This is a genomic window from Rhodococcus sp. K11/5 (genome assembly GCF_055193735.1).
In genome coordinates this window covers 866,875-891,437 of record NZ_CM143721.1, presented here as the reverse complement: position 1 = coordinate 891,437, position 24,563 = coordinate 866,875, and the positions used below count along the sequence as shown (strand labels likewise).

The 24,563-nt window shown below is 68.7% G+C and carries 29 protein-coding genes; 14 read left to right on the top strand and 15 right to left on the bottom strand.

Features of this window, described 5'->3' with window-relative positions:
- Window positions 1-9 precede the first annotated feature (9 nt).
- The gene (locus tag ACY466_RS04280) at window positions 10-594 is read right to left on the bottom strand and encodes a recombinase family protein (RefSeq protein WP_463250062.1); all 585 of its coding nucleotides are present in this window, start codon (window positions 592-594) and stop codon (window positions 10-12) included.
- Window positions 595-951: 357 nt separating this feature from the next.
- Entirely contained in the window at window positions 952-1,827 is an 876-nt protein-coding gene (locus tag ACY466_RS04275; RefSeq protein WP_463250060.1) for a TetR family transcriptional regulator, read from the bottom strand.
- Between the two features lie 304 nt (window positions 1,828-2,131).
- Between ACY466_RS04275 and ACY466_RS04270 the strand changes: the two genes are divergently transcribed.
- Window positions 2,132-3,043: a M23 family metallopeptidase gene (locus ACY466_RS04270; protein ID WP_463250058.1), complete on the top strand. Its 912-nt coding sequence runs from the start codon at window positions 2,132-2,134 to the stop codon at window positions 3,041-3,043.
- Window positions 3,044-3,142: 99 nt separating this feature from the next.
- Here ACY466_RS04270 and ACY466_RS04265 read toward each other — a convergent pair whose 3' ends face one another.
- From ACY466_RS04265 to ACY466_RS04245, 5 genes are all read right to left on the bottom strand, one after another.
- Window positions 3,143-4,456 (bottom strand): MFS transporter, encoded by a 1,314-nt coding sequence (locus ACY466_RS04265; protein WP_463252133.1) that lies wholly within the window; start codon window positions 4,454-4,456, stop codon window positions 3,143-3,145.
- Complete coding sequence (locus tag ACY466_RS04260; RefSeq protein ID WP_463250056.1) at window positions 4,453-5,562, bottom strand: PLP-dependent cysteine synthase family protein; 1,110 nt, start codon at window positions 5,560-5,562, stop codon at window positions 4,453-4,455. Before ACY466_RS04260 ends, ACY466_RS04265 begins: the two co-directional genes overlap by 4 nt.
- A gap of 98 nt (window positions 5,563-5,660) precedes the next feature.
- Window positions 5,661-6,068, bottom strand: a complete 408-nt coding sequence (lpqS, locus tag ACY466_RS04255; RefSeq protein WP_463250054.1) for a putative copper homeostasis (lipo)protein LpqS — start codon at window positions 6,066-6,068, stop codon at window positions 5,661-5,663.
- A gap of 226 nt (window positions 6,069-6,294) precedes the next feature.
- Window positions 6,295-7,236 (bottom strand): M56 family metallopeptidase, encoded by a 942-nt coding sequence (locus ACY466_RS04250; protein WP_463250052.1) that lies wholly within the window; start codon window positions 7,234-7,236, stop codon window positions 6,295-6,297.
- Window positions 7,233-7,595, bottom strand: coding sequence for a BlaI/MecI/CopY family transcriptional regulator (locus ACY466_RS04245; RefSeq protein ID WP_463252132.1), 363 nt, complete (start codon window positions 7,593-7,595; stop codon window positions 7,233-7,235). Before ACY466_RS04245 ends, ACY466_RS04250 begins: the two co-directional genes overlap by 4 nt.
- 269 nt (window positions 7,596-7,864) lie before the next feature.
- Between ACY466_RS04245 and ACY466_RS04240 the strand changes: the two genes are divergently transcribed.
- Window positions 7,865-9,898 (top strand): heavy metal translocating P-type ATPase, encoded by a 2,034-nt coding sequence (locus tag ACY466_RS04240; protein WP_463252131.1) that lies wholly within the window; start codon window positions 7,865-7,867, stop codon window positions 9,896-9,898.
- A 102-nt stretch (window positions 9,899-10,000) separates the two neighbouring features.
- Here ACY466_RS04240 and ACY466_RS04235 read toward each other — a convergent pair whose 3' ends face one another.
- Together ACY466_RS04235 and ACY466_RS04230 are read right to left on the bottom strand one after the other, a co-directional pair.
- Window positions 10,001-10,636: a DUF305 domain-containing protein gene (locus ACY466_RS04235; protein WP_463250051.1), complete on the bottom strand. Its 636-nt coding sequence runs from the start codon at window positions 10,634-10,636 to the stop codon at window positions 10,001-10,003.
- An 84-nt stretch (window positions 10,637-10,720) separates the two neighbouring features.
- The gene (locus tag ACY466_RS04230) at window positions 10,721-11,140 is read right to left on the bottom strand and encodes a hypothetical protein (protein ID WP_463250049.1); all 420 of its coding nucleotides are present in this window, start codon (window positions 11,138-11,140) and stop codon (window positions 10,721-10,723) included.
- Window positions 11,141-11,264: 124 nt separating this feature from the next.
- On the opposite strand from ACY466_RS04230, the gene ACY466_RS04225 reads away from it, so the two are divergent.
- From ACY466_RS04225 to ACY466_RS04190, 8 genes are all read left to right on the top strand, one after another.
- Window positions 11,265-11,588, top strand: coding sequence for an alkylmercury lyase (locus ACY466_RS04225; protein ID WP_222647681.1), 324 nt, complete (start codon window positions 11,265-11,267; stop codon window positions 11,586-11,588).
- Between the two features lie 93 nt (window positions 11,589-11,681).
- Complete coding sequence (locus tag ACY466_RS04220; protein WP_222647680.1) at window positions 11,682-12,134, top strand: bleomycin resistance protein; 453 nt, start codon at window positions 11,682-11,684, stop codon at window positions 12,132-12,134.
- A gap of 90 nt (window positions 12,135-12,224) precedes the next feature.
- On the top strand, window positions 12,225-12,626 hold the full coding sequence (locus ACY466_RS04215) for an ArsR/SmtB family transcription factor (RefSeq protein ID WP_222647679.1): 402 nt from the start codon (window positions 12,225-12,227) through the stop codon (window positions 12,624-12,626).
- Window positions 12,623-13,732 carry an ACR3 family arsenite efflux transporter gene (gene arsB / locus ACY466_RS04210; RefSeq protein WP_222647678.1) on the top strand — a complete coding sequence of 370 codons (1,110 nt, stop codon included), beginning with the start codon at window positions 12,623-12,625 and terminating at the stop codon, window positions 13,730-13,732. Before ACY466_RS04215 ends, arsB begins: the two co-directional genes overlap by 4 nt.
- A complete protein-coding gene (locus ACY466_RS04205) occupies window positions 13,732-14,385 on the top strand; it encodes an arsenate reductase ArsC (RefSeq protein ID WP_222647677.1) in 654 nt (217 codons plus the stop codon). The genes arsB and ACY466_RS04205 overlap by 1 nt, the downstream gene beginning before the upstream one ends.
- Before the next feature lie 40 nt (window positions 14,386-14,425).
- Window positions 14,426-14,848 (top strand): arsenate reductase ArsC, encoded by a 423-nt coding sequence (locus ACY466_RS04200; RefSeq protein ID WP_222647676.1) that lies wholly within the window; start codon window positions 14,426-14,428, stop codon window positions 14,846-14,848.
- On the top strand, window positions 14,845-15,252 hold the full coding sequence (locus ACY466_RS04195; RefSeq protein WP_463250046.1) for an arsenate-mycothiol transferase ArsC: 408 nt from the start codon (window positions 14,845-14,847) through the stop codon (window positions 15,250-15,252). The genes ACY466_RS04200 and ACY466_RS04195 overlap by 4 nt, the downstream gene beginning before the upstream one ends.
- Before the next feature lie 37 nt (window positions 15,253-15,289).
- Window positions 15,290-16,348 carry an ArsO family NAD(P)H-dependent flavin-containing monooxygenase gene (locus ACY466_RS04190; RefSeq protein WP_222647674.1) on the top strand — a complete coding sequence of 353 codons (1,059 nt, stop codon included), beginning with the start codon at window positions 15,290-15,292 and terminating at the stop codon, window positions 16,346-16,348.
- Between the two features lie 58 nt (window positions 16,349-16,406).
- Here ACY466_RS04190 and ACY466_RS04185 read toward each other — a convergent pair whose 3' ends face one another.
- A complete protein-coding gene (locus ACY466_RS04185; protein WP_222647673.1) occupies window positions 16,407-16,853 on the bottom strand; it encodes an ArsI/CadI family heavy metal resistance metalloenzyme in 447 nt (148 codons plus the stop codon).
- 97 nt (window positions 16,854-16,950) lie between these two features.
- Here ACY466_RS04185 and ACY466_RS04180 point away from each other — a divergent pair, with 97 nt between their 5' ends.
- The 4 genes from ACY466_RS04180 (at window position 16,951) to fdxA (ending at window position 19,132) form a co-directional block, all read left to right on the top strand.
- Window positions 16,951-17,310 (top strand): Rv2640c family ArsR-like transcriptional regulator, encoded by a 360-nt coding sequence (locus ACY466_RS04180; protein ID WP_222647672.1) that lies wholly within the window; start codon window positions 16,951-16,953, stop codon window positions 17,308-17,310.
- A gap of 63 nt (window positions 17,311-17,373) precedes the next feature.
- Window positions 17,374-17,808: a MerR family transcriptional regulator gene (locus ACY466_RS04175; RefSeq protein WP_463250044.1), complete on the top strand. Its 435-nt coding sequence runs from the start codon at window positions 17,374-17,376 to the stop codon at window positions 17,806-17,808.
- Entirely contained in the window at window positions 17,805-18,824 is a 1,020-nt protein-coding gene (locus ACY466_RS04170) for an arsenic resistance protein (RefSeq protein WP_463250042.1), read from the top strand. The genes ACY466_RS04175 and ACY466_RS04170 overlap by 4 nt, the downstream gene beginning before the upstream one ends.
- Window positions 18,821-19,132 (top strand): ferredoxin, encoded by a 312-nt coding sequence (gene fdxA / locus ACY466_RS04165; protein ID WP_222647670.1) that lies wholly within the window; start codon window positions 18,821-18,823, stop codon window positions 19,130-19,132. The genes ACY466_RS04170 and fdxA overlap by 4 nt, the downstream gene beginning before the upstream one ends.
- 78 nt (window positions 19,133-19,210) lie before the next feature.
- On the opposite strand, the gene ACY466_RS04160 is transcribed toward fdxA, so the two are convergent.
- From ACY466_RS04160 to ACY466_RS04140, 5 genes are all read right to left on the bottom strand, one after another.
- Window positions 19,211-19,534, bottom strand: a complete 324-nt coding sequence (locus ACY466_RS04160; protein WP_222647669.1) for a DUF4229 domain-containing protein — start codon at window positions 19,532-19,534, stop codon at window positions 19,211-19,213.
- Between the two features lie 110 nt (window positions 19,535-19,644).
- On the bottom strand, window positions 19,645-20,202 hold the full coding sequence (locus ACY466_RS04155; RefSeq protein ID WP_374198549.1) for a hypothetical protein: 558 nt from the start codon (window positions 20,200-20,202) through the stop codon (window positions 19,645-19,647).
- Complete coding sequence (resB, locus tag ACY466_RS04150; protein ID WP_222647668.1) at window positions 20,192-21,832, bottom strand: cytochrome c biogenesis protein ResB; 1,641 nt, start codon at window positions 21,830-21,832, stop codon at window positions 20,192-20,194. Before resB ends, ACY466_RS04155 begins: the two co-directional genes overlap by 11 nt.
- On the bottom strand, window positions 21,829-23,463 hold the full coding sequence (lnt, locus tag ACY466_RS04145; RefSeq protein ID WP_463250040.1) for an apolipoprotein N-acyltransferase: 1,635 nt from the start codon (window positions 23,461-23,463) through the stop codon (window positions 21,829-21,831). Before lnt ends, resB begins: the two co-directional genes overlap by 4 nt.
- A 173-nt stretch (window positions 23,464-23,636) precedes the next feature.
- Window positions 23,637-24,560 carry a cation diffusion facilitator family transporter gene (locus tag ACY466_RS04140; protein ID WP_222647666.1) on the bottom strand — a complete coding sequence of 308 codons (924 nt, stop codon included), beginning with the start codon at window positions 24,558-24,560 and terminating at the stop codon, window positions 23,637-23,639.
- Between the last annotated feature and the right edge of the window lie 3 nt (window positions 24,561-24,563).

Genomic DNA, 24,563 nt, shown 5'->3' with positions numbered 1-24,563 from the left:
ACGCTGCACCTACGACCGTTCGTCACGCGCTCTGGTGAGAGTGGCATACATCGCCGATCGGCTCAGTCCGGAGATCTCCATCAGCTGCACGGTGCTGTACTCCCCCGTCTCGTAATCGGCGAGCAGTCGACGGCGTTGCAACGCGGACAGTTTCGGGGTGCGGCCGAGCATGCGCCCTTCGGCTTTGGCGATCGCGACGCCCTCGCGGGTGCGGGCGCGGATGAGGTCGGCCTCGAACTCCGCCATCGCGCCGAGCATGGTGAAGAACAGCTTTCCGGCCGGGTCTGCCGGGTCGTGGGTCGAACCGCCGTACGCCAGCCGGGCGCCTTTGGCTTCGAGCTCGGAGGCGATCGCGTGCAGATCGGTGACCGAGCGCCCGAGCCGGTCGAGTTTGGTGACGACGAGGGTGTCCCCCTCCCCCACCGCCCCGAGGGCGTCGGCAAGTCCCGGGCGAGTGCGGTTGCGTCCGGTGTAGCCGCGGTCGGTGTAGATGCTGCCGGCGTCGACGCCGAGACGCTTGAGGGCTGTGCGCTGCGCTCGCAGATCCTGGCCGCGGGTGGAGCATCGGGCGTACCCGATGAGGTTTTCGTCCATCTGCGGCCTTCTGTCTCGTATCGCGGCGTCTAACAGGATTTCCTTGCAGGAGTATCTACCAAGACACCGACACACAGGTCCGCGGCGCGGCCAATGTCAGTTTCAGAAGTTAGCTGCACTGCGTCAGAAGTCGGGTGCATTCCCGCGGAGCCTCGCGCCAGTAGCGCCCTCTTCGGCTGGTGTCGTAACGACCGTACCTCCCGGTGCGCCACGTCCCGTTTTGAGAGCCGGCGCGGGATCACAGTTGCCTAACCGGCCGCAGGCGACTGGTCCCGTCGCTCACACCTTGCCCGCACCTGTTGTCGTCTGGACGGCCGTCCTCGGTGTTTGCGTGTCGTTCTGAGCGGTCGCGGCGCGTCACCGCAGGACGGGGGCGATGAGTCGGTGCACGGTTGCGCAGACTTCGGGGTCGGCGAGGCCGTGACGGTCACCGGGGATGGTGAGGACGCCGCCGAGGATCGCCATCACGGCATCGGCCGACGCCACCGCATCGGCGGGTTCCGAAGTTTCCTCGAGAATGCCGATCAGGGTGTCGCGAAGGGTTCGGTACGAGCCGGCCCGTGCGGTCGAGGCGTAGGCGGGTTCGTTCCACAGCACGGCCTCTGCGCGCAGGAGCGGGGTGCGCGATGCGTGATGGACGTACTTCCCCACCACTGCGCGCACACCGCCGGCACCGTCGCCGTCGGTGTGGGTGCGATCGCGTGTGCAGCATCTGTCGCGAACAGACACCGCCGCGGCTTCGCCGAGCATGGCGACGACGACAGCGTCCTTCGAGCCGAAGTGGAAGTACACGGCACCTTTGGAGATGTCCGCTGCCGCCATGACGTCCCTGATGGATCCCGCCGAGCCCTGTCGGGCGATAGTGGCGGCGACGGCGTCGAGAATTCGGCGGCGGGTGCGCTCGGCACGCTCCTGGGTCTTGGGGCGGAGCGGTCCGACCTCGGCGTCCGGCCGGTCGCGGTGAGGGACGGACTGGCGCAGAGCCTCGGCTGCGGTACCGGACTCTCCGCCCAGGAGCGCCCGAGTGGACGCGCCCGCGTCCCAGCGCAGGGCTCCGTCCAGTCGGATCAGGACCGTCGCGGTGGTGGTTCCGCATCCGGCTTCGATCTTGCGGGTCGTCGCCGTGGACGGGCCGCCCGCGTGGGCGATCTGATTCGGGTGCATTCCGAGGAACTCACGCCGTCGAGCGACGAGGTCTCCGAACCACGGGGTCAGGTCGACGACAGGGGGCATCGGTGCGCGATCATCTCCCTCTCGTGGGTCGGCGTCGACCGGAGGCGCACTGCTCCGGCGCGTGGTCTCGCACCGTCGATGCGCATCCGTGACCGGCACCTCGGGCGCCGGTGACGATGGGGTCTCTCGGATGCGGGCGGTCCGCACCGATTCGGGCCGGGGGTCGTCCGACTCACGCCGAGCTTCTTCCCTGCCGACGAAATACTAGGTTGCGTAGTTTTTCACGCGGCACTCGTATATCGTTTCGTTATCTTTCAGGTCGCCGGTGTCGTTTCGGACTCGGGAACAATGAGGAGTACATCGAATGGGACGCCACGAGCTGGACACCGGCCGAATCGTCGACGACGGTGACGGATCGCCGTGTCAGAGGTGGGAGCCGCGCCGCGCGTCCGGGCGGCACCGGCAGCAGTCGCCCCGCGGGGGACACGCCGCGTGGGCCACCGTCACCACCAGCGCGTTCCTGGCGATCGGGTCTCAGCTCGTGGCGCCGATGACAGCAGCTGCGCACCCGGTCGACGCGCCTCCCGAAGCGCAGACGCTCACTCCCGCGCCCGCGTCGACCGGGTCGTGGTGGGCGGCGATTCCCGAGGTGGGGGCGGCGATCGATCAGTTCGCGAGCGACCCCCTCGCCACGGTGACCGGCCGGCCCTCGGGTGTGTCGAATCCTCCTCTCGCGCAGGCTCCGACGTCTCCCGGGGCTGTCCCGGATGCCCGGGCCTTCACCGAGCCCGGTGTCCCGGCGTCCGTTCCGGATCTCGTCGCCGGGGCCTCGGTCGGTGACCTGCCCTGGATCGAGCAGGCGGCGCCGGCTCCCTCCGCGGTGTCCCCGGTCGAGGGGACGGTGACGTCCTCGTTCGGTCCCCGATGGGGAGAGGTCCACGCCGGAGTCGACATCGCCAACGAGATCGGGACTCCGGTGTACGCCGCGGCGTCGGGCACGGTGATCGAGTCGGGGCCGGCGTCCGGGTTCGGTCTGTGGATCCAGTTGCAGCACGCCGACGGGTCGACCAGTACGTACGGACACATCGACGAGACGTTCGTCGAGGTGGGACAACAGGTCTCGGCGGGAGATCAGATCGCGACGGTCGGCAACCGCGGTCAGTCGACCGGACCGCATCTGCATTTCGAGACGACGAATCCGGACGGGGCCAAGACGGATCCGTTCCGGTGGTTGGCTGCTCGCGGTGTGGCCGAGTCGCCCCTGTCCCGAGTGTGACCGGCCTCGAACAGGGTTCGGTCCCGGAAGTTCGACGCTGCTTGCGAGGTCGCCCCGTCGCCGACGTGGGCGACCTCGCCGCGGTGGGAGTCGCACCGGTCAGGGGCGGGACCTGACCTCGCCGTCACCGACGGCGTCCGCGTCCGCGTCCGGCGCGTCCCCGGCGACGTCGTGTGCAGGCGCAGTCAACGACCCGGATCGGTGCAGCACGAACAGTGCTGCCGCACAACCGACACCGAGCGTCGTGAGTATCACCCAGATCAGCGACTGCAGACCGGCGTCGCCGAGGCTGCCGAACACAGCCCCCGTTCCCAGGTTCCCGAGCAGGATGCCCACGCCGACCACGGTGTTGTAGAACCCGTAGTGAGTTGCCACCAGCTTCCCTCCGGACATGGCGACCACGGTGTCCATCTCGAACGGGAACACCGCTGCGGTACCCACCGCGAGAACCGCCGCCGAGGCGAGCAGTGCTGCGATCGCCATCGGAGCCCCCAGAACGTCGGGGCCCGGGATCAGGGCGAGTGGGACGAAGGCTCCGGACATGATCAGCATGCCGACCACCAGTGACGGCCCGGTGCCGAAGCGTCGAGCACACCACGAGGTGATCCGGAGCTGGCCGACTATCGCCACGAGACCCGAGACGACGAACAACGCGGTCACCAGAACGGTGTCGCCCTCGCCGCCGACGATGGTCGCCGCTTGCAACGGCAGGGCCAGGTAGACCTGGAAGGACAACACGTACGACCCGATCATCGCCGCAGCGAACAGCACGAACGGCCGATTCGACACCACCACACGCCAGTCCTCGGCGACCGATCGCGACCCGGTCACCTGGTCCCCATTGTGGGCGGGCAGTCCCCAGATCTGCACCACCGTCAGGACGGCGAACACCGCTGCCGCCGCGAACGCGGTGGTACGGAAGTCGAAGGAGGTCAACGCCAGTCCCACGAGCGGACCGAGCAGGATCCCCGCCTGGTAGAAGATGTTGAACACCGCGAACGCCTCGACCCGGCGAGGTCCGGCGTCCGCGGCCAGATAGGCACGCACCGCCGGATTGAACAGTGCGCCGGCGAAGCCGGTGGCCACCGAGGCGATCAGGATGGCCGGCAACGACTCCACGACCGCCAGGAGGCCGAAGCCGGCCACACGCAGCAGGCACCCGGCGACGATGAGGGGCTTGTATCCCAACCGGTCGGCAAGGGTGCCCCCGAGGAGGAACATCCCCTGCTGCGAGAAGTTGCGCACGCCCAGCACCAGACCGACCACCCACGCCGCCAATCCGAGCGGACCCGCCAGGTACCCCGCGAGGTAGGGCATCAGCATGTAGAAGCCGACGTTGATCGAGAACTGGTTGACCATCAGGATCTGGGTGGGCCGCTCGAAGCTGCGGAAGCTGCGCACCACCGAACTCACGAGGGCCGCCCGGTGGGGTCGACGACGGTCGAACAGCGAGTCCACGCCGACACCACGCTCCCCGACGGGTCCTCGATGGTCACCGGCCCGAGGGGTGGGTCGGTGTCGAGCAGACCGTGTTCGGCGCAGTAGTCGTCGTTGTAGATGGTGTCGAAGTACCGCTGCGGGCCGTCCGGGAAGATCGCCGCCACCCGGGTCTCCGGTGCACTGGTCCGAGCGACCCACCCTGCGGCCAACGCGACGGCGCCCACACTCCATCCACCACTGGCGTGATGAGTGGAGGCCAGTGTGCGGCACGACCACACAGCTTCGTGCGGAGCCACCCAGTGCACCTCGTCGAAGGCCGGGTAGTCGATGTTGTCGGGATAGATGCTCGAACCCAGACCGCGCATCAGCCGAGCCCGTGCGGGCTGACCGAAGATCGTGGAGCCGACGGCGTCGACCCCGACCAGCCTCATGTCCGGGCAGTATCGTCGTAGGACCCGCGCCACACCGGCGGAATGTCCGCCGGTACCGACCGAACAGACCAGGACGTCCACCCGACCCAACTGGGAGGCGAGTTCGAGTGCGAGAGATTCGTAGGCGTCCACGTTGTCCGGGTTGGTGTACTGGTCCGGACACCACGCTCCCGGTGTCGCCGCGAGCAGTTCGGCGACCCTGTTGCGGCGCGCCTCCTGCCACCCTCCCGTCGGATGCGGGTCGGTGACGATGTCGACGGTCGCCCCGTACGCGGACAACATCCGATGCACGATCGGTTCGAGCCCGGGGTCGGTGACCAGGGTCACCGGGTGGTGGTGAGTGATCCCGGCCAGAGCCAGACCCAGGCCGAGTGTGCCGCTGGTCGACTCGATGATCTCCGCACCGGGCGCGAGATCTCCGCGTGCTTTCGCACGCTCGACCATGTGCAGGGCCGGGCGGTCCTTCATACCTCCGGGATTATTTCCTTCGAGCTTGGCCCAGAAGCCGCGGCCCGGACCGGCGAACGGTTCCCCGACCCACAGGACGGGGGTGTTGCCGACCATCGTCGCCGGCTCGAGGCAGCGTTCAGCGGTGGTCAGAAGCCGGGCGGACGACGAGACGACTGGGGGGTGAACGGCACTGTTCATGTGTGAGTGATCCCTGTATCGGACTGCAACGAGTGCAGTGCATCAGTGGTGAGCAGCAACGACCGAGCAGTCCGGAGGAACGGACGGCTCGGCGGCTGTCAGCGCCGATCGATACAGAGGGTGCGCAGAATCGTGGTCCCGGAGCGGGCCGGGGCAGGTGGCACCGGAGGCGCGCGGGGAGTACGCGGGGTCGCCGCCAACATCATGACGACCAGGGTCACCACAGCAGTCACAGCAGCAGGTCCGGACACCCGCAGGACGTTGTCCGATCTCGGCATGGCCGCGACCTCGTGCATCTCGTGCGACAGGTGCGGTTCCTCGTCGGTGTGCGCGTGTCCGGAGTGCAGTTCCGCCGCCGGCGACGAGCCGAGGACGTGCACGGTCGAACCGTGATCGGAGAGCAGCAGTGCACCGCACTGCGCGAGGGCATGCGCGAGGAAATACATCGCGACGATCAGCGCCACGTATCTCAGCGTGCGCTGAGGACGGACGGAATGTGCGCTCACGATGACCCGACTGTAGCAGCGCGAAACGACCCCGATCGGTTGGTTTCCCACCGGATGCGGACCGGCGTCGAGGATCGTGAAGTCATTGCGCGCGTTCCCATCACACGCGGGTGCGCAACACTCGACCCACTCCGCAACCCTGCCCCGGGTGGACCGGCGCCGGAGCGCCGTCCTCGTGCGCCTGATCGGTGTTCCAGCTCGGTGTCGGCTGCCCGGTGTCGGCTGATCAACACACCAGAGCGGACAAGGTCCCGACACCGAGCAGGACCACCAGGACGGGACCGACGGTGAAGGCTGCGCTTGCTGCCATACAGGAGAACCAGGGCCGACGCGCCCGAGTGTCTCCAGCCAGCGACCGCAGCCGTGTGGCGGCGTCGTGGGAGGCGCACGCTGCCGTCGGCACCGACGACGACTCCGCCGGATCGCACGGCGGCGCCGTCATCGCTGTCAGTGCCGCTCGAACCGCTGCGGCGCTGGTGGCGCGTGCAGCGTGCTGGTCCGCCGTCAGTTCGACGAGAGCGCCCACCGCGGGCGGTGCGGCGGAGAACAGCGGTAGACGCGGCAACGTCGCCGCCATGACACCGCAGAACGCGAGGATCCGGTGGTGTCTACCTCGCAGGTGCGCGCGTTCGTGCGCGAGCACGGCCGCGCATTCACTGCGGGTCAGACGCACCGCCAACCCGTCGGTGGCCACCACCAGTCCGGGTCGACCAGCGACGCTGTACGCGAACGGCAAAGGATGATCGAGCCACATGACACCACCGTCGGAGCGGGCCACGATCGCCATCACGTCGCGGTGACGCGCACGCACTCGCGACGCCACCCGGACCGAGCGACGCCCCAGCACCACACCCCGCACCACGGCCGCACCCACTCCCACGGTGAGGACGACGCAGACCGTCACGGTCAACCACATCTCGGCGTCGTGGGAGAGCACCGACCAACAGCGCGCCACGGCCTCCGCCGCGGCCTCGGCGGGGGCATGCGCCGGCCAGAGCGAGACGATGACCGCCGAACCGGAGAAGAACAGAGCGCCGCACATGCTGCCCAGCCACGCCGCGATCACCGCGTCCGGGGCGAGCCCTACCCGCGAGAGCCCGCGCAGGATCCGCGGTGCCACCACCGTGACCAGACCGACCGCGGCCAGCATGATCGCAGCCAGCGTCACGACCCATCGCCTTTCCGGCCGCGGCGGAACGCGTCGAACTCGACATCGGTGACCGTCCTGGCGAAATGCAACAACACCGCATCGGAATTGCCGCTGTCGTCCAGCAGCGCACGCAGCGCATGCGCCGTGGCCTCTGCACGACTGCTCGTCGGTGAGTAGAAGAACGCGCGACTGCGTTTCTCCCGTTGCACCCAGCCCTTCCGATGCAGGTTCGGCACCACGGTGAGAATGGTCGTGTAGGCAGGCGCTCGTCCCTCGACTGCGGTGACACGCTCGACGACGTCGTGCACCGACAGAGAGTGGTCGGTGGACCACAAGATGTTCATCACCTCGGCTTCGAGGCCACCCAGTCCCTGCATGAGCTCAACGTATACAACGATCCCCGCACCACGAAGCTCCACAGCCCGCCGACGGCGTCGTCACACCCGACCCCGAGGAGCCCACGCGAGGACCACCCTTCCCGAGACCGCACCGCAGGAGTATGGTTTCGACATACCCCAGGGGGGTATACGAACGACGTTGCGCGAGCTGCGGCGCGGACCCGTCGAGCCACCAGTCGACAACGAGAGCGAGGAGCACCATGAACCAGACATCGCACGCCAGCGCCGGCCACCAGGACCACCAGGACATGGCCGGCGGCCACGGCGGCCACGGCGGCCACGGCGGCCACGGCGGCCACGGCGGCCACGGCGATCATGCCGGCCAGTTCCGCAGGTTGTTCTGGGTGATGGCAGTCCTGGCGGTTCCGGTGATCGCAGCGTCGGACATGTTCGCGATGATCCTCGGGTACTCACTGCCGGACAGCTCCTGGATCGGGTGGGTGTCCCCCGTGCTGGGCACGGTCATGTTCGTGTGGGGTGGCTCCCCGTTTCTCACCGGTGCGGTCGGCGAGATCCGCAGCCGCACACCGGGAATGATGCTGTTGATCGCGTTGGCGATCACCGTCGCCTTCGTCTCGTCTCTCGGTGCGAGCGTCGGTCTGCTCGATCATCAGCTCGACTTCTGGTGGGAGCTGGCACTGCTGATCGTGATCATGCTGCTGGGGCACTGGATCGAGATGCGATCGCTCGCGCAGACGACGTCGGCACTGGACTCGCTGGCCGCACTGCTGCCCGACACCGCCGAGCGGGTCGACGCCGATGGTGAGGTGACCGTCGTGGATCCGGCGCAACTGCAGGTCGGGGACGTGGTGGTCGTGCGCCCCGGCGGCCGGGTCCCGGCCGACGGTGTCGTCGTCTCCGGGGCGGCGAGCATGGACGAGTCGATGATCACCGGCGAATCCCGGACAGTGCGCCGCAGCGACGGGGACACCGTCGTCGCCGGCACCGTCGCCACCGACTCCGGAATCCGCGTGCGTGTGTCCGCGATCGGCGAGGACACCACTCTCGCCGGGATCCGGCGCCTGGTCAGCGACGCGCAGAACTCGACGTCGCGGGCGCAGCGGATCGCGGACATCGCCGCGGCGTGGCTGTTCTGGTTCGCCCTCGGCGCCGCCGTTCTCACCGCCGCCGCGTGGACCCTCCTCGGCTCCCCCGACGACGCGGTGATCCGCACGATCACCGTCCTGGTCATCGCCTGCCCCCACGCGCTGGGGTTGGCAATTCCGCTGGTGGTGTCCATCGCGACCGAACGTGCCGCCCGCGGCGGCGTCCTGATCAAGGACCGCCTCGCACTCGAATCCATGCGCACCGTCGACACCGTGCTGTTCGACAAGACCGGCACCCTCACCCGCGGGGAACCCGCCGTCACCGACGTCGAAGCGGTCGACGGGCGCACCGCCGAGGAGGTTCTGGCGCTGGCGGCCGCTGCGGAAGCGGACTCCGAGCACCCGTTGGCACGCGCGATCGTCGCCGCTGCTGAGGGCCGCCGACTCGATATCCCGTCTGCGCAGGACTTCCGGTCCTCTCCCGCGGTCGGGGTGTCCGCGGTCGTCGACGGCGCCGCCGTGCGGGTGGGTGGTCCGGCGATGCTCGAGCAGGAGCACCGCTCCGAGCTCGACACGGCCGATCGGTGGCGCCAGGACGGGGCCATCATCTTGCATGTCGTCGCCGACGGCGCCGTGATCGGAGCGTTGAAACTGGCCGACGAGATCCGCCCCGAGTCCCGCGCTGCGGTGGCCGATCTGCACGCCCGTGGGGTGCAGGTGGTCATGATCACCGGCGACGCCGACGCGGTCGCCGCCTCGGTCGCCGGTGAGCTGGGTATCGACCGCTACTTCGCCGGGGTTCGCCCCGAGGACAAAGCGCAGCGGGTGGCGGACCTGCAGGGCGAGGGCAGGAAGGTCGCGATGGTCGGTGACGGTGTCAACGACGCCCCCGCCCTCGCCCGCGCCGACGTCGGCATCGCCATCGGGGCCGGCACGGATGTGGCGATCGCCTCCGCGGGGGTGATCCTCGCCAGTGACGACCCCCGCTCGGTGCTGTCGGTGGTCGACCTCTCCCGCGCTGCGTATCGGAAGATGAAGCAGAACCTCTGGTGGGCCGCCGGATACAACCTGCTCTCCGTGCCGCTGGCCGCCGGCGTGCTCGCTCCGATCGGGTTCGTGCTGCCGATGTCGGTGGGGGCGATCCTGATGTCCCTGTCGACGATCATCGTCGCCGCCAACGCCCAACTGCTCCGCCGACTCGATCTACGGCCCGGCGCGGGCACCCCGCAGCACTGACCTGCGCCCCTCCGGAACGATGCAGCCCCGCACCGATATCGGTGCGGGGCTGCCTCGTTCGTCGAGCAGAACCCGCGGCAGCGGGTCGGGCCGGGTTCTCGGTCAGCCCAGGAGCTGCTGCATGCGAGAGATCTCGGCGTTCTGCGTCTCGACGATGGTGCGGGCCATCGCGACCGCATCCGTGTTGGAGCCGTCGGCGATCTCCTTCTCCGCCATCGTGACCGCGCCCTGGTGGTGGGCGATCATCATCGTCAGCCACTGCCGGTCGAAGTCGGCACCTGACGCGGCCATCAGCGAATCCATGTCCTGTGCGGTCATCATCCCGCTGCCCGATCCGTGGTCCATACCCTCCATCGAGCTCGCGTCAGACGACGGTGCCGGCTGACCCCACTGCGCCAACCACGACGTCAACTGCTCCATCTCGGGTTTCTGGGCGGCGGCGATCTCCCCTGCCAGGGCGACGATCTCCGGGTTCGTCGTGCGCCCGTCGACCATGGTGGCCATCTCGACGGCCTGCGCGTGATGGGGATACATCATCGACGCGAACATGACATCGGCGTCGGTGAAGTTCGCTGCGGGATCCGCGGACTGCGCCGACGAAGACTCCATCGAGGTGGACGAGCCCATCGAGTGGCCCTCCATCGACGTGTCCGATCCGTCGTCGCTACACCCTGCGAGGAGAGTGATGCCGACCGCCGCGGCGGCGAGGACAGTGGTCGTTTTTCTGTTGATGCGCATGGAAGTACTCCTGAGGTGTGTCGAACGAAAGACGAGGTGGATCTGCGTGCGATCCGCCGGAGCGCCATGGCCCCGGACTCTCCGTCACACCCGAAGAAGTACCGACTTGTCCAGCGAGCGCACAGCCCACGGGGGCGCACGACCTGCCCGAGCCACGATCGCGACAACGCGGTCGGACACGGTGTCGAGTGCTGGCATGAGCTCGGCGGTCCCGGTCGGCACCGGCATCGCAGGGAAAGACGTGACCGTCCCGATGCACGGATGCACCATGTCGTGGCCGCTCGGGCACGGCATATGCGCTGCCGACGTCTCGACGTCGACGGTGTGTGTGTCAGCAGAGTGGTGGACGACCACGCTGTTCGGCTGCCCTGGTGCGGGCATCGCGTCATGGGCCGCGGCGGTGGGGACGGGCAGGGTCGTGTGCATCAGCACCACACCGAGCGCGATCAACACCGTCCACAGCATCGAGAGCGCAGACGATCGCCGCCGAACACCCTCAGACATCTCGCCACCGTACCAAGAGATACCCCCTACGGGTATCACCGTGTGGTCCGACCGCAGATGCCGCAACGCGGCGCCACCACGTGATCGCACGCGGCCCGTTCCCGCGAGGGGCACAATCGTCCCCATGAAGGTGGAGATCCTGTACTTCGACGAGTGCCCGAACTGGCAGGACGCGGCAAACCGAGTTCACACGGCGGCGACCGCGATCGGACTCCCGGACATCGAGATCGAGTACCGGCTGATCACATCGGACGCCGAGGCCGCTGCTTCTGCGTTCGCGGGCTCGCCCACCATCCTCGTCGACGGCGTCGATGCCTTCGGCGATGCGGTCCAACTCACCGAACTCGCGTGCCGCATCTACCGCACCGGTGCCGGTACGGCTGGTCTTCCGACCGTCGATCAACTGGTCACGTCCCTTCGCAAGAGGGTTACGCAGCCGCCGGCCTGACCCAACGACTGTCGGCCCGTCACTCTGGCGGGCAGATCCGGGGGTGCGGTGTCAGCCCGTTCATCGCGCAGGTCTTCGGCGTTAGAGTTGCTCATGGGCATGTCGAGAGTGGTCCCCGCGCTGCCGGTACGACACATCGAGTCCGCTGTCGCGTTCTATGCCCGCTCGTTCGGCTTCACGACCCGGTACTCGGATCCGAGTTTCGCCAAGCTCACCCGTGACGACGTCGAGATCCACCTCTGGGCCGCCGACGACGACAGCTGGACCACCCGCACCGACCCTGCGCCGTGGCCGGTGTGCAGTGGAGCCGAGACGTTCCTCGCGGGCACTGCCAGTTGCCGCATCGCCGTGGACGAGATCGACGACCTGTACACCGAGTTGTCCGGAGCGGGCGTTCTTCACCGCGCAGACGTGGGCCGCCCCGTCACGACGGACTGGGGATCGATGGAGTTCGCCACCGTCGACACCGACGGCAACCTGATCACCTTCCATACCGAGACCGACGCGAGGCACGAGCCCGGTGCCACCGGCGACAACGCCTCCTGACCCGGCAACACCGACGCTCCGACGCTCCGATCGGGGTCGTTCACGCGGTATTCTTTTGACGCCTGATTCGCCGACCATCAATATAGACGCATGTCGAAACACACCGCCCCCATCGTGGCGTCGGACAGCGAGTGCTGCTCCCCGCTGGTTCGCGAACCTCTGACCACCGACTGGGCCGGTGATCTGGCGCGGATGTTCAAGGCACTCGGCGATCCCGTCCGTCTGCGCCTGCTGAGCCTGGTGGCCAGTCACGAGAGCGGCGAGGCGTGCGTCTGCGACATCTCCGGGTCCTTCGACCTGTCGCAACCGACGATCTCCCACCACCTCAAAGTCCTGCGCGAAGCCGGCCTGCTCGACTGCGAGCGCCGCGGAACATGGGTCTACTACTGGGTCATTCCCGCTGCGTTGCAGCAGTTGTCGTCGGTTCTCGCCGCAACGGATCCGACCGCCGGAGACGCGAATCCCGTCGGTGTTGCGTTGGTGAGCGCATGAGCACCGCGGCGAACACCACCGACCACCCCGCCGTCGTCGGCAAGCTCTCCACCCTCGACCGCTTCCTCCCGGTGTGGATCGGCGTAGCGATGGTCGTCGGGCTGCTGCTTGGACGCATGATCCCCGGGATGAACGACGCGCTGTCGTCCATCTCCGTGGACGGCGTGTCCCTCCCCATCGCGATCGGCCTGCTGATCATGATGTACCCGGTGCTGGCGAAGGTCCGTTACGACCGGCTCGACACGGTCACCGGCGACAAGAAGCTGCTACTGGGTTCCCTTGCCCTGAACTGGATCCTGGGCCCCGCACTGATGTTCGCGCTCGCCTGGCTGTTCCTCCCCGACCTGCCCGAATACCGGACCGGGCTGATCATCGTCGGACTCGCCCGGTGCATCGCGATGGTCATCATCTGGAACGACCTCGCCTGCGGCGACCGCGAGGCCGCAGCCGTCCTCGTGGCCATCAACTCGGTGTTCCAGGTGATCATGTTCGCCGTCCTCGGCTGGTTCTACCTCTCCGTGCTTCCTGGCTGGCTCGGCCTCGACCAGACCACCATCGAGGCATCACCGTGGCAGATCGCGAAGTCGGTCCTGATCTTCCTGGGCATTCCGTTGATCGCCGGATTCGCCTCGCGGTACTTCGGGGAACGCGCCAAGGGACGCGAGTGGTACGAGACCTCGTTCATCCCGAAGATCGGGCCGTGGGCGCTCTACGGACTGCTGTTCACGATCGTCGTCCTGTTCGCCCTGCAGGGCGACCGCATCACCTCCCAGCCCCTCGACGTCGTCCGCATCGCGCTGCCGCTGCTGGTGTACTTCGCGGTGATGTGGGGCGGCGGATACGCCCTCGGCGCAGCGATGGGACTGGGCTACGAACGCACGACCACCCTGGCGTTCACCGCGGCGGGCAACAACTTCGAACTCGCCATCGCCGTCGCGATCGCCACCTACGGAGCCACCTCCGGCCAAGCCCTCGCCGGCGTCGTCGGACCGCTGATCGAGGTCCCCGTCCTGGTGGGCCTGGTCTACGTCTCGCTCGCTCTCCGCAAGCGCTTCACTTCCTCGCCGTCCGCGACCGCGCCGGTTCCCCAGAGCAAGGAATCGTGATGTCCGAGCACCGCGCACAACCGGAACTGCTCATGCCGCAGGCGGTCCTGACCCGCACCGCGCAGACACTGTCGGCGAAGTACGCCGGCATCTTCTCCCCGCAGACGGTGGAGCGGTACGTCTTCGAGTCCTACACCGCACTGCGCCGCACCTCGAAGATCCACACCCACTTGACCACCCTCGCAGGGCGGTTCGCCGCCGACCGGCTCACCGCACTCGCGCAGTCGACCGGCGACGCCCCGAAGGAAGTGCCGGAAGTGCTGTTCATCTGTGTGCACAACGCGGGCCGCTCGCAGATGGCGGCGGCACTGCTGACCCACCACGGCGCCGGGCGCGTCCATGTCCGCTCCGCCGGGTCCGCGCCCACCTACGCGATCAACCCGGTCGTGGCCGAGGCGATGGACGAGCTGGGCATCGACCTGGGCGATGCGTATCCGAAGCCGCTCACCGACGACGTCGTCGCCGCCGCGGACGTCGTGGTGTCGATGGGCTGCGGCGACGCCTGTGCCGTCTACCCCGGAAAGCGGTACCTGGACTGGGATCTCGACGACCCCGACGGCAAGAACATCGACGAGGTGCGCCGCATCCGCGACGACCTCGACACCCGCATCACCACGCTCCTCGCCGAGCTGAGCGCCCCCGCACACGCCTGACCATCCCCCGCCCTTGAACACCCGAAAGGTGCACTCTCCCATGTCCGACACACCCAGTGTGCTGTTCGTCTGCGTCCACAACGCGGGCCGGTCGCAGATGGCCGCCGGCTTCCTCACCCACCTCGGCGGCGGCGCCGTCGAGGTCCGCTCCGCCGGCAGTGCCCCCGCCGAGACCATCAACTCCGCCGCCGTCGAGGCGATGGCCGAGATCGGCATCGACATCTCCGACCAGTCCCCGAAGATCCTCACTCCCGACGCCGTGGAGACCTCCGACGTGGTGATCACCATGGGCTGCGGCGACGCCTGCCCGGTCTTCCCGGGCGTCAGCTATCGGGACTGGGCGCTGCCCGACCCCGCCGGCAAGGGCCTCGAGGCGGTGCGCCCGATCCGCGACCAGATCAAGGCCCGTGTGGAGGACCTCCTGGTCGAACTCGTGCCCGCAGAAGCGGACGCAGCGCGATGAGCGCCCCGAGTGTGCTGTTCGTGTGCGTGAAGAACGGCGGCAAGTCGCAGATGGCAGCAGGCCTGATGCGCAGGGCCGCCGGCGACGATGTCGAGGTGCACTCCGCCGGCACCGCCCCCGGCAGCTCCGTCAACGCCCTGTCGGCGCAGACGCTGCTCGAGGTCGGGGTGGACCTGTCCGGGGAACACCCCAAGCCGATCGATCCGGAGTTGCTGGCGCGGATGGACTACGTGATCACCCTCGGCAGCGAGGCGACCGTCGACCCGGTCGACGGACCGACCTACCTGAACTGGGACACCGACGAGCCCTCCGCGCGGGGCATCGAGGGCATCGAGCGGATGCGTCTGGTGCGCGACGACATCGCCGCTCGCGTCGACGAACTCGCTGCCCGCCTGCGGGACTGACGCCATCACCGCACTGCACACCGACGGCACGAACCCGATGACCACCACCGATGTTCGGGTGGTGGTCATCGGCGGCGGTCAGGCAGGCCTCGCCGCCGGGTACTACCTCCGCCGAGCGGGCCTCGAGTATGTAATTCTCGACGACCAGCCGGCCGCTGGTGGGTCCTGGCGGGAGTACTGGCCGTCATTGCACCTGTTCTCCCCCGCCGCGCACTCCCGGTTGCCCGGGTGGCCGATGCCCCCGTCTGCACAGGAGTTCCCGCCCGGATCACACGTCGTCGACTACCTCAGCGCGTACGAACAACGGTATGAGCTGCCGGTGCAGCGACCCGTCACCGTGACCGCGGTGCGCCGCAACGGTTTCAGGTACTCGGTCGAGACCACCGCGGGATCCTGGTCAGCGGAGGCGGTCATCAACGCGACCGGCACCTGGTCTCGGCCGTTCTGGCCCACCTACCCCGGCATGCGGACTTTCCTGGGCCGTCAGATCCACACCGCGCAGTACGACGGACCCGGCACCTTCACCGGGCAACGGGTCGCGGTGGTCGGGGGCGGCAACTCCGCCGCGCAGATCCTCTCCGAGATCTCCACCGTCGCCGACACCCTGTGGTTCACCACCAGGCCCCCGCGGTTCCTGCCCGACGACGTCGACGGTCGTGTGTTGTTCGACGTCGCCACCCGCCGCGCCCGCGCACTCGCCGCCGGCGACGATGACACCGGCGGTGTGGCCGGTCTCGGCGACGTCGTCATGGTGCCGTCGGTGCGGGACGCCCGCGATCGCGGCGCCCTACAGGCGCATCCGATGTTCGCCGCACTCACGGCCGAGGGTGTCGTCACCGACGACGGCGGCGCCGAACGGGTCGATGCGGTGGTGTGGTGCACCGGATTCCGGCCGGCGCTGCGGCATCTCCAGCCGTTGCACCTGCCCACCACTGACGGCGGCATCGCGATGGACGGTCTGCACGCCGCCGGCGAACCCACCATGGTCTTTCTCGGCTACGGCGACTGGACCGGGCCCGCGTCGGCAACGCTCATCGGTGTCGGCAGCACAGCACGCCACGCGGTGGAGCACCTCACCGCGACCCTGACGGGCTGATCGGACGACCACGGCGGGGTGGTTCCGTGCGATGGGGGTGAGCCGACGCGGGCGGGCGTCAGCAGCAGGATGTGGCCGTCGACGTCGAGCCGGAAGTGACGCTGGGTGCGGGCGCCGGGATCGGGTGCGATCCGAAGGTGTCGGAGTCCGCGAGAACGGTGTAGACCTCCCAGCGCTCCCCACCGGGACCGGTCACCCACACCTTGTCCTGGGTGGCGAAGCAGCAGGTCGTGCCGATCTCCTCGTCGGTGAACAGCCCTTCGCCGGTCAGGCGGGCGATCTCCTCGTGCACCCGGCTCGACGAGTCGACCTCGACGCCGAGGTGGTTGATGGTGCCGCCCTTGCCGGGGTTCTCGATCAGCACCAGCTTCAAGGGCGGTTCGGTGATGGCGAAGTTGGCGTAGCCGGGCTTGACCTTCGCCGGCGCCACGCCGAAGAGCTTGCTGTAGAACGTGATCGCGGTGTCTATGTCGTCGACGTTGAGGGCGAGCTGAGCGCGAGACATGGCAAACCTCCGAGGTTGCGATATATGTCGAATCAGAGACCACCACAGGGTGCGCCACGTATTCGACATATGTCAAGAACGTTGTAGAGTCGGGTGCGTGCCCAAGACGCTGCCGATCATCGATACCACCACCCCGGTGTGCTGCGCCCCCGTCTCCGCAGCACCGATGGACGAGCATGCCGCGCTCGAGGTGGCCGTGCGGCTCAAGGCGCTCGCGGACCCGATGCGAATCCGCTTGATGTCGTTGCTGCTCACCGATACTGCCGGCGCTGTGTGCACATGCGACCTCGCCGACGCGCTCGGTCTCGCCGAATCCACTGTCAGCCACCACCTCGGACAGCTCCGCAAGGCCGGCATGGTGGTCTCCCAGCGGCGGGGCATGAACGTGTACTACTCCGCGCGCCCGGAGGCACTCGACGCGCTCCGAGTAGTCCTCGACCCCGCGTGCTGCCGCTGACCCGTCGTGCCGTCGACTCGGCCGACTTGCCTTCGAGCTGACTCGAACCTTTAGTGTGCGGTCATGGCCGCTCTGCTGATCTCGCAACTATCCTCGGCGACGGGAGTGCCGGCGACGACGCTGCGCTTCTACGAGAGCGAGGGTCTGCTCCCGGCGGACCGGGCCCCGAACGGGTACCGAATCTACGACGAGCGAGCCCAGCAGCGGTTGGCGTTCATCACCGCCGCGAAGAGCCTGAATCTGACTCTGCCGCAGATCAAGACGATCCTGCGGGTGTGGGAGAACGACTCCTGCGCCGCGGTGAAGTCCGGGCTGCGGCCAGCCCTGCGTGAGCACATCGCCCGAGCGGAGGAGTCGATCGCGCAGCTGACGGTACTGCGGGACGCGCTGACCGGCGCGCTGGACCGTCTCGACGACACTCCCGATGCGTCGACGCCGTGCAACCCACAGTGCAGCTGGTTGGCATCGACGATCACCACACCCGGGCACGTGTCATGACCGGATCGCGGCGGACCTCGGTGGTGCAGTGGTGGGACACCCACCAGATCGGCTTGTACCTCCTCGCTCTCGCCGTCGGTGCCGCAGTGGGCCTCGCTGTTCCCGCCTCGGCGCCGACGTTCGAGCACGCCATCAACCCGGTGCTGATCGTGCTGCTCTACGCCACGTTCCTCGCCGTGCCGTTCGCCGCGATCGGCCGCTCCCTGCGGGATGCCCGATTCACCACCGCGGTCATCGTCCTGAACTTCGTGGTCGTCCCGATCGTGGTGTTCGCTCTGACGCGCATCGTCGCCGCCAATGAGGCGGTCCTGGTCGGGGTTGTGCTGGTGCTGCTCGCCCCGTGCATCGACTACGTCATCGTCTTCAGCGGCCTGGCCGGCGCCGCATCGGAACGCCTGCTGGCCGGGGCGCCGTTGTTGATGCTGCTGCAGATCGCGCTGCTGCCGTTGTGGCTGTGGTTGTTCGTCGGGTCCGACACGGTGTCGATCATCGACATCGCACCCTTCGTCGAAGCGTTCGTCCTGCTCATCGTCATCCCGCTGGCGCTGGCGGCGGCGACGCAGTGGTGGGCGCGGCGCCGACCCGCGGGCGAGCGGCTGATGGAGGTGATGGCGGCGGCGATGGTGCCGGTGATGATGGTGACGCTCGCCGTCGTCGTCGCCTCCCAGATCGACGCCGTCCGCAGCCGCGTCGATCAACTCGCGGCGGCCGCCGCCATCTTCGTGGTGTTCCTGATCGTGATGGCGTTCATCGGTGTCGGCGCCGGGAGAGTGTTCGGGCAGGACGTGCCGGCGACGCGGGCGCTGGTGTTCTCCGGCGCCACCCGCAACTCGCTGGTCGTGCTGCCCCTCGCCCTGGCGCTGCCGCCGGCGTTGAGCCTGGCCGCGGTGGTGGTCGTGACGCAGACCCTGGTGGAGCTGATCGGCATGGTGCTCTACGTCCGCTACGTGCCGCGCCTGGTTCCGGACGCGGTCCCGGACGACAGCACCGCCGCACCGGGGCCCTCGGCGCCGTGACGTACGTGATCGCCGAACCGTGTATCGACGTCACCGACAAGGCATGCATCGAAGAATGCCCCGTCGACTGCATCTACGAAGGCCGACGGATGCTCTACATCCACCCGGACGAGTGCGTCGACTGCGGTGCGTGCGAACCGGTCTGCCCCGTCGAGGCCATCTTCTACGAAGACGACCTCCCCGCCGAGTGGGCCCACTACGTCACCGTCAACGCCGACTTCTTCGACGATCTCGGCTCGCCCGGTGGAGCCGCGAAACTCGGCCCGACGGGCCACGACCACCCCACTGTGGTGGCGTACTCGCGGTGAGAACGGCCATCGGGAGCGTCGGTGACCGTCCCGCACTTCGTCGAACAGCATGGTCGACCTGCAGCAGGGTCGCCGCGCTCATGCTCGTTTGTCGGTGTTCCGGCGGGGTGCTGGTGCGCTGCGGGGGGCTGATCGTGTGGCCGAACGTTCTCGATCCACCGCCTCGATGTCAGCGTTGATCGTTCGACGTAGTTGTCTCAGTGCGAACGCCGACAGCGGCAGACTCGTCGCCAGCGCGATGAGCAGGACGAGCACGACAGGGAGATCGAGACCTGTCAGGGCATCGACGACGACGATTACTCCCGCCGCGACGGCGACGAGAGCCAGACGTGCAGCGTTGTAGGCCAGCACGTGCCGGACGAGCCGGCCTTTCGCTGTCGCGGGTGTCCGGATGAGTGGCATCGTCGTCCTGTCGTCCTGTCGTCCTGTCGGTCATCGGTTGGCGCTTGTCGTCGGCCCGGCCGGCCGACGAGGCGACGTGGTCGCAGGCGTGAGCGGCACTGCGACGTGAGTCAGTCGTGGGGTGCCGCCGGCGGTACCTGCTTGGTTGCTGCGTCCGCGTCCGCGTCCGAGCGTGCCGCGAGTTCGGCGAGATAAGTGTTGTACTGCGCCATCTGGCGCGATTCCGTGTCGGTTCCGAGGGTGTCCGACGGCGCCAGTCTCACGCGCGGCGGGAGCACGTCTATCGGGATCTCCGTGACTGCCGACGCCGGGGGCGGCTCGGTGGTCGTCGTGCTGGTGGAGTCCTCGAGGTGCACGAAGCGGCGGTAGGCGAAGACGACGAACGCGGCGAACAGCGGCCACTGGAAGGTGTAGCCGAGGTTCTGTCCGGTGCCCCCGGTGGAGGTGAACCGGTCCCATTGCCAGTACCCGAGGATCAGGCACACCGTGAACGCCGCGGCGACGAGGACGACGAGGGCGGGGCGTCTCATCGTGGGTTGCGGTGCTCCGTCGTGGCCGGGCGCCGACGCGGCTGTCTCGTGTGGTGCGGAGTTCTGCGCGCGCCCCGGTTCGGCCGGATTCGTGTTCGGTGCGGTGGAGGGGCGGCGGCGGAAGGTGTCAGTGAGCATGATCTTCCGGACCGTTCTGTCGTGGGTGTGTGGTGGTCGTGGGCTCGGGGAGAATCCGGTCGGCGAGGGTGTCGAATTCCGGTCCCCACCCGGCGTGGTCGGTGCGGGCCAGTCCGGCCATCTGCACCTCGGCGTGCCCGGTGCCGGTGGGGCGGATGCGAACGAAGACTCGTCGGCGCCGGATGGTGAGGGAGACGACGAGTCCGAGCATCATGGTGGTGGCGAAGACGAGGACCCATTTCTGGGTGGGGTCGTATCCGACTTGGAGGTTGGCGAACTCTTTTGCGCCGTCGAATCGGACGGTGGTGCCGTCGTCGAGGGTGGCGAACTGGCCGGGGCGCAGGTTGACTCGGTCCTGTTTGACCAGGCGCCCCTGTTCGATCATCGAGGTGCCCAGCGCGAAGATGGACTGGGGGATCCCGGTGTCGAGTCCGGCGTCGCCGCGGTAGATGTCGATGGCCACTGCGGGGTCGGTCATCTCGGGGAATCGGGAGCTCAGGAGGGCGCCGTTGAATTCCGCGGTGGGTGCGAAGAGCCCTTCGATGGCGATCTGGTTGCGGCGCCGCTCGTCCGGGTCGGTGTAGGAGCCGCCGGGTGGGTCGATGCGTAGGGCGCCGCTGCTGAGGAATGTGGTGGCGTCGTCGGGCCGGAATTGTATTGTCTCGGTGCGGGTCTGGCCGTCGGGGAAGGTGACGGTGAAGGTGGGTGCGTAGCCGTGTCCGGTGAGGTACACCCGCTGGTTTCCCAGTCGCAGAGGTGAATTGACTTTCAGTTGGTAGTCGCTCCAGGTGCCGGTTGTCAGGTCGGAGCCGCTCTGGTAGGAGATGTCGGAGGTGAACATCTCGGCCTGCCCGTTCGGCAGGTAGTCGGCGGTGAAGTTCTTCACGCGCACGCAGAACGGGTCCAGGCCGGTTCCGTCGACGGCGCTGCCCGCGCGGAAGGAGTCGTAGACGGCGGGTGAGGTGTTGCAGAACCCGGGTCCGTTGTCGGCGACGACGATCACCGATCCTTCGTAGCCGACGATCTTGCCGATCGCGACGGCGGCGAGGACCCCGACCAGGGAGAAGTGGAAGATCAGGTTGCCGGCTTCGCGGGTGTAACCCTTCTCGGCCGAGACGGTGACGGCGCCGTCGGGCTCGGTCCTGGTCTCGGTCCGCCACCGCGGCAGGTGCGTGCGGATCTCGTCGGCGATCTCTCTGGGCCCGCCGCCGGCGCGGGCACCGCCGCGGTGCAGGGTCAGACGACCGAGGTTGCGCGGCACCGCGACCGGTCGGGCTCGCAGTGCGCGGGCATGGTCGACCACCCGCGGGAGCAGGCAGCCGATGAGGGAGACGAACAGCAGGGTGTAGATGGCGGTGAACCAGGCGCTCGAGAAGACGTCGAACACCCCGAGTGCGTCGAGGGCGGGGCCGATCGCCGGTCGGGACGCGATGTAGTCGGCCACCGCCTGACTGTTGAGGTCTCGCTGCGGGAACAGTGCCCCGGGGATCGCTGCGAGCGCGAGCAGGAACAGCAGGATCAGGGCGGTGCGCATCGACGTCAGGCGCCGCCAGGTGTTGCGGACGGTTGCGGCGGCGCTGCGTGCGGTGGTGGGCCGCGCATCCGGGCGGTTCTGTACGGGCGTCGTCATGTGCCGGCCACCTGCGCGGGTGCACCGGCGGGGTTCGGTGTTCCACGTCGGGTTCGCCGCGCCGCGATGGACGCGGCGATCAGCGCCAGGACGGCCGCTGCGGTGGCGGCGCCTTCGGGTGCGCTGCCCAGTCTGGTCGCGAGAGTCAGCTCGTCGCCGAGGGGCAGGGTCGCCACGAGGGCGGCGGGGGTGAACAGGTCGGTGCGTTGGGTGACCTCGCCGGTGGGGTCGATGATTGCGCTGACACCGCTGGTGGCCGAGACGACCACACTGCGTCCGTGTTCGACCGCGCGCACCCGCGACATCGCCAGTTGTTGGTAGGTCATCTCGGTGCGCCCGAAGGTGGCGTTGTTGGTCGGGACCGCGATGAGCTGGGCGCCGGTGCGGACGGCATCGGTGACGAGCGCATCGAACGCCACCTCGTAACAGGTGGCGACCGCGACACGCAGACCGGCGATCTCGACGACACCGTCACCGTTGCCGGGGACGAAGTTGCCGGCGCGGGCGGCCGACGGGACCAGGGCGGTGACGAGCGGGCGCAGCGGGAGGTACTCACCGAACGGCACGAGCTGGCGCTTGTCGTGGGTGTCCGCCGGTCCGGTCACCGGGTCCCACACCATCGAGGTGTTCGTGGTGGTGCCGTCGCCGCGCCGCAGGACGGCGCCGACCAGGATCGGGACACCCACCGCGCGGGCCGCGCCGGTGATGGCCGCGGCGGCGTCCGGGTTGCGCAGCGGGTCGATGTCCGAGGAATTCTCGGGCCAGATGACCAGGCTCGGGCGCAGCGCCCTGCCCGCGTCGATGTCCGCGGCGAGCTCCAGCGTCCGCGCCACGTGATTGTCGAGCACGGCGCGGCGCTGGGCGTTGAAGTCCAGTCCGGCCCGAGGGACGTTGCCCTGCACCAGCGCGAGAGTCACTTCGCGACGATCGGCGGGAGCCGACTGCGGTGTCGTGGCCGTTGCCGCGGCCGCGGTGAGGGCGAGCACGAGTGCCATCGCGCCGAGTGGGCCGATGAGCTGCGCGACGCGGCGCCGACCCATCACCTCGGCGGCGGCGGCGGTCGTCGCCGCGCCGACGAGGGCGACGACGAAGCCGATGCCCGGAGCGCCCACCCACGCCGCCAGCGGCAACAGGGGACCTTCCGCCTGTCCGAATGCGGTGCGGCCCCAGGGGAAACCGCCGAACGGGACGCGGGATCGGACCGCCTCGGCGCCGACCCAGGCGCACGCGATCCACAGTGGCGCCGCGGGTAGTCGCCACAGCGCGGCCGCTGCTGCACCGAAGAGCGCGACGAAGCCTGCCTGGATGACGGCGAGCGCCAACCACGGTGCGGCGCCGACGTATTCACCCACCCACGGCAGCAGCGGAACGAAGAAGGCTGCGCCGGCCACGGCGCCGTAGGCTGCGCCCGCTCGGACGCCGACTCCGCGCAGGACCGCGGTCAGGATCGCGAGGGCGATGACGGCGAAGAACCACCAGTCGCGCGGCGGGAACCCGGCCCACAGCAGTCCCCCGGACAGGGCTGCTCCGCCGCCGCGGACAAGCAGGGCGCGCAGTGCGCGTGCGCGCAGATCCCCGGGGCGGGCTCCGCTGCGGGCGGGGTCGCCCGCAGCGAGGGTCTCTGTCGTCATGCACTCCCCCGGTCACATCCGTGGACACAGGACGACACCCGCCCCTCAATTACTACGATACATAGTATTTTCGGGTCGGCGGCCTGCGCCTCACGGAACGGGACACACGGTCGACCACAGGCGCGTCGGTGCACCTGCTGCCCTGGTGTGAGAGCGGCGTGATGCGTCCCTGGTCACCAGGACAGTTCGGAGCACCGCCCTTGTCCCTGGACCGGCTCGACCTGGATGGTCGCGTGTTCGAGACCGTAGCGGTCGGCGAGGATCTCCCGCGCCCGGGCCAGCACCGCGGCCGGCTCGACCCCGTCGTGCACCGCCATGTGCGTCGAGGCCACCTCCATGCCCGAGGTGAGGGTCCACACGTGCAGGTCGTGGACGTCCTGGACTCCGTCCACTGCGGCCAGCGCCGCCGTCACCTCGTCGATGTCGAGCCGTGCGGGTGCGTGTTGCAGCAGGATCCGCAGGGCACTGCGCCCGAGGGAGTAGGCGCGGGGCAGCACGAACAGGCCGATGGCGACGCCGATGACCGGGTCGGCGTATCGCCAGCCGAACAGCACGGTGACCAGGCCGCTGATCAGGACTCCGACGGATCCGAGCATGTCGGCCATCACCTCGAGGTACGCGCCGCGCACGTTCAGGCTTTCTTTCGCGCCGCTGCGCAGCAGGAGGAAGGCGGCGATGTTCATCAGCAGTCCGAACGTCGCGACGGCCATCACCGGTACACCCGCCACCTCGGGGGGATCGGAGATGCGCTGGGCCGCTTCGTAGAGAATCCATCCCGCCACGGCGAAGAGCAGGATCGCGTTGAACAACGCCGCGAACACCTCGGCGCGGTAGAGCCCGAAGGTGCGGTCCGAACGCGCCGATCCTCGTCGGGCCAGGGAGATCGCGACCACGGCCATCAGGATGCCGAAGACGTCGGTGAACACGTGCGCCGAATCGGACAGCAACGCGAGCGACGAGGTGGACAGCCCGACCACCACCTGCGTGATCAGCGTGGCGCATCCCAGCCCGACCGCGATCCACAACCGCGTGAGGTGAGCGCCGGAGGCGCTCACCGGATCCTTGTCGCCTACACCGTGTCCGTGTCCGTGTCCCACAGC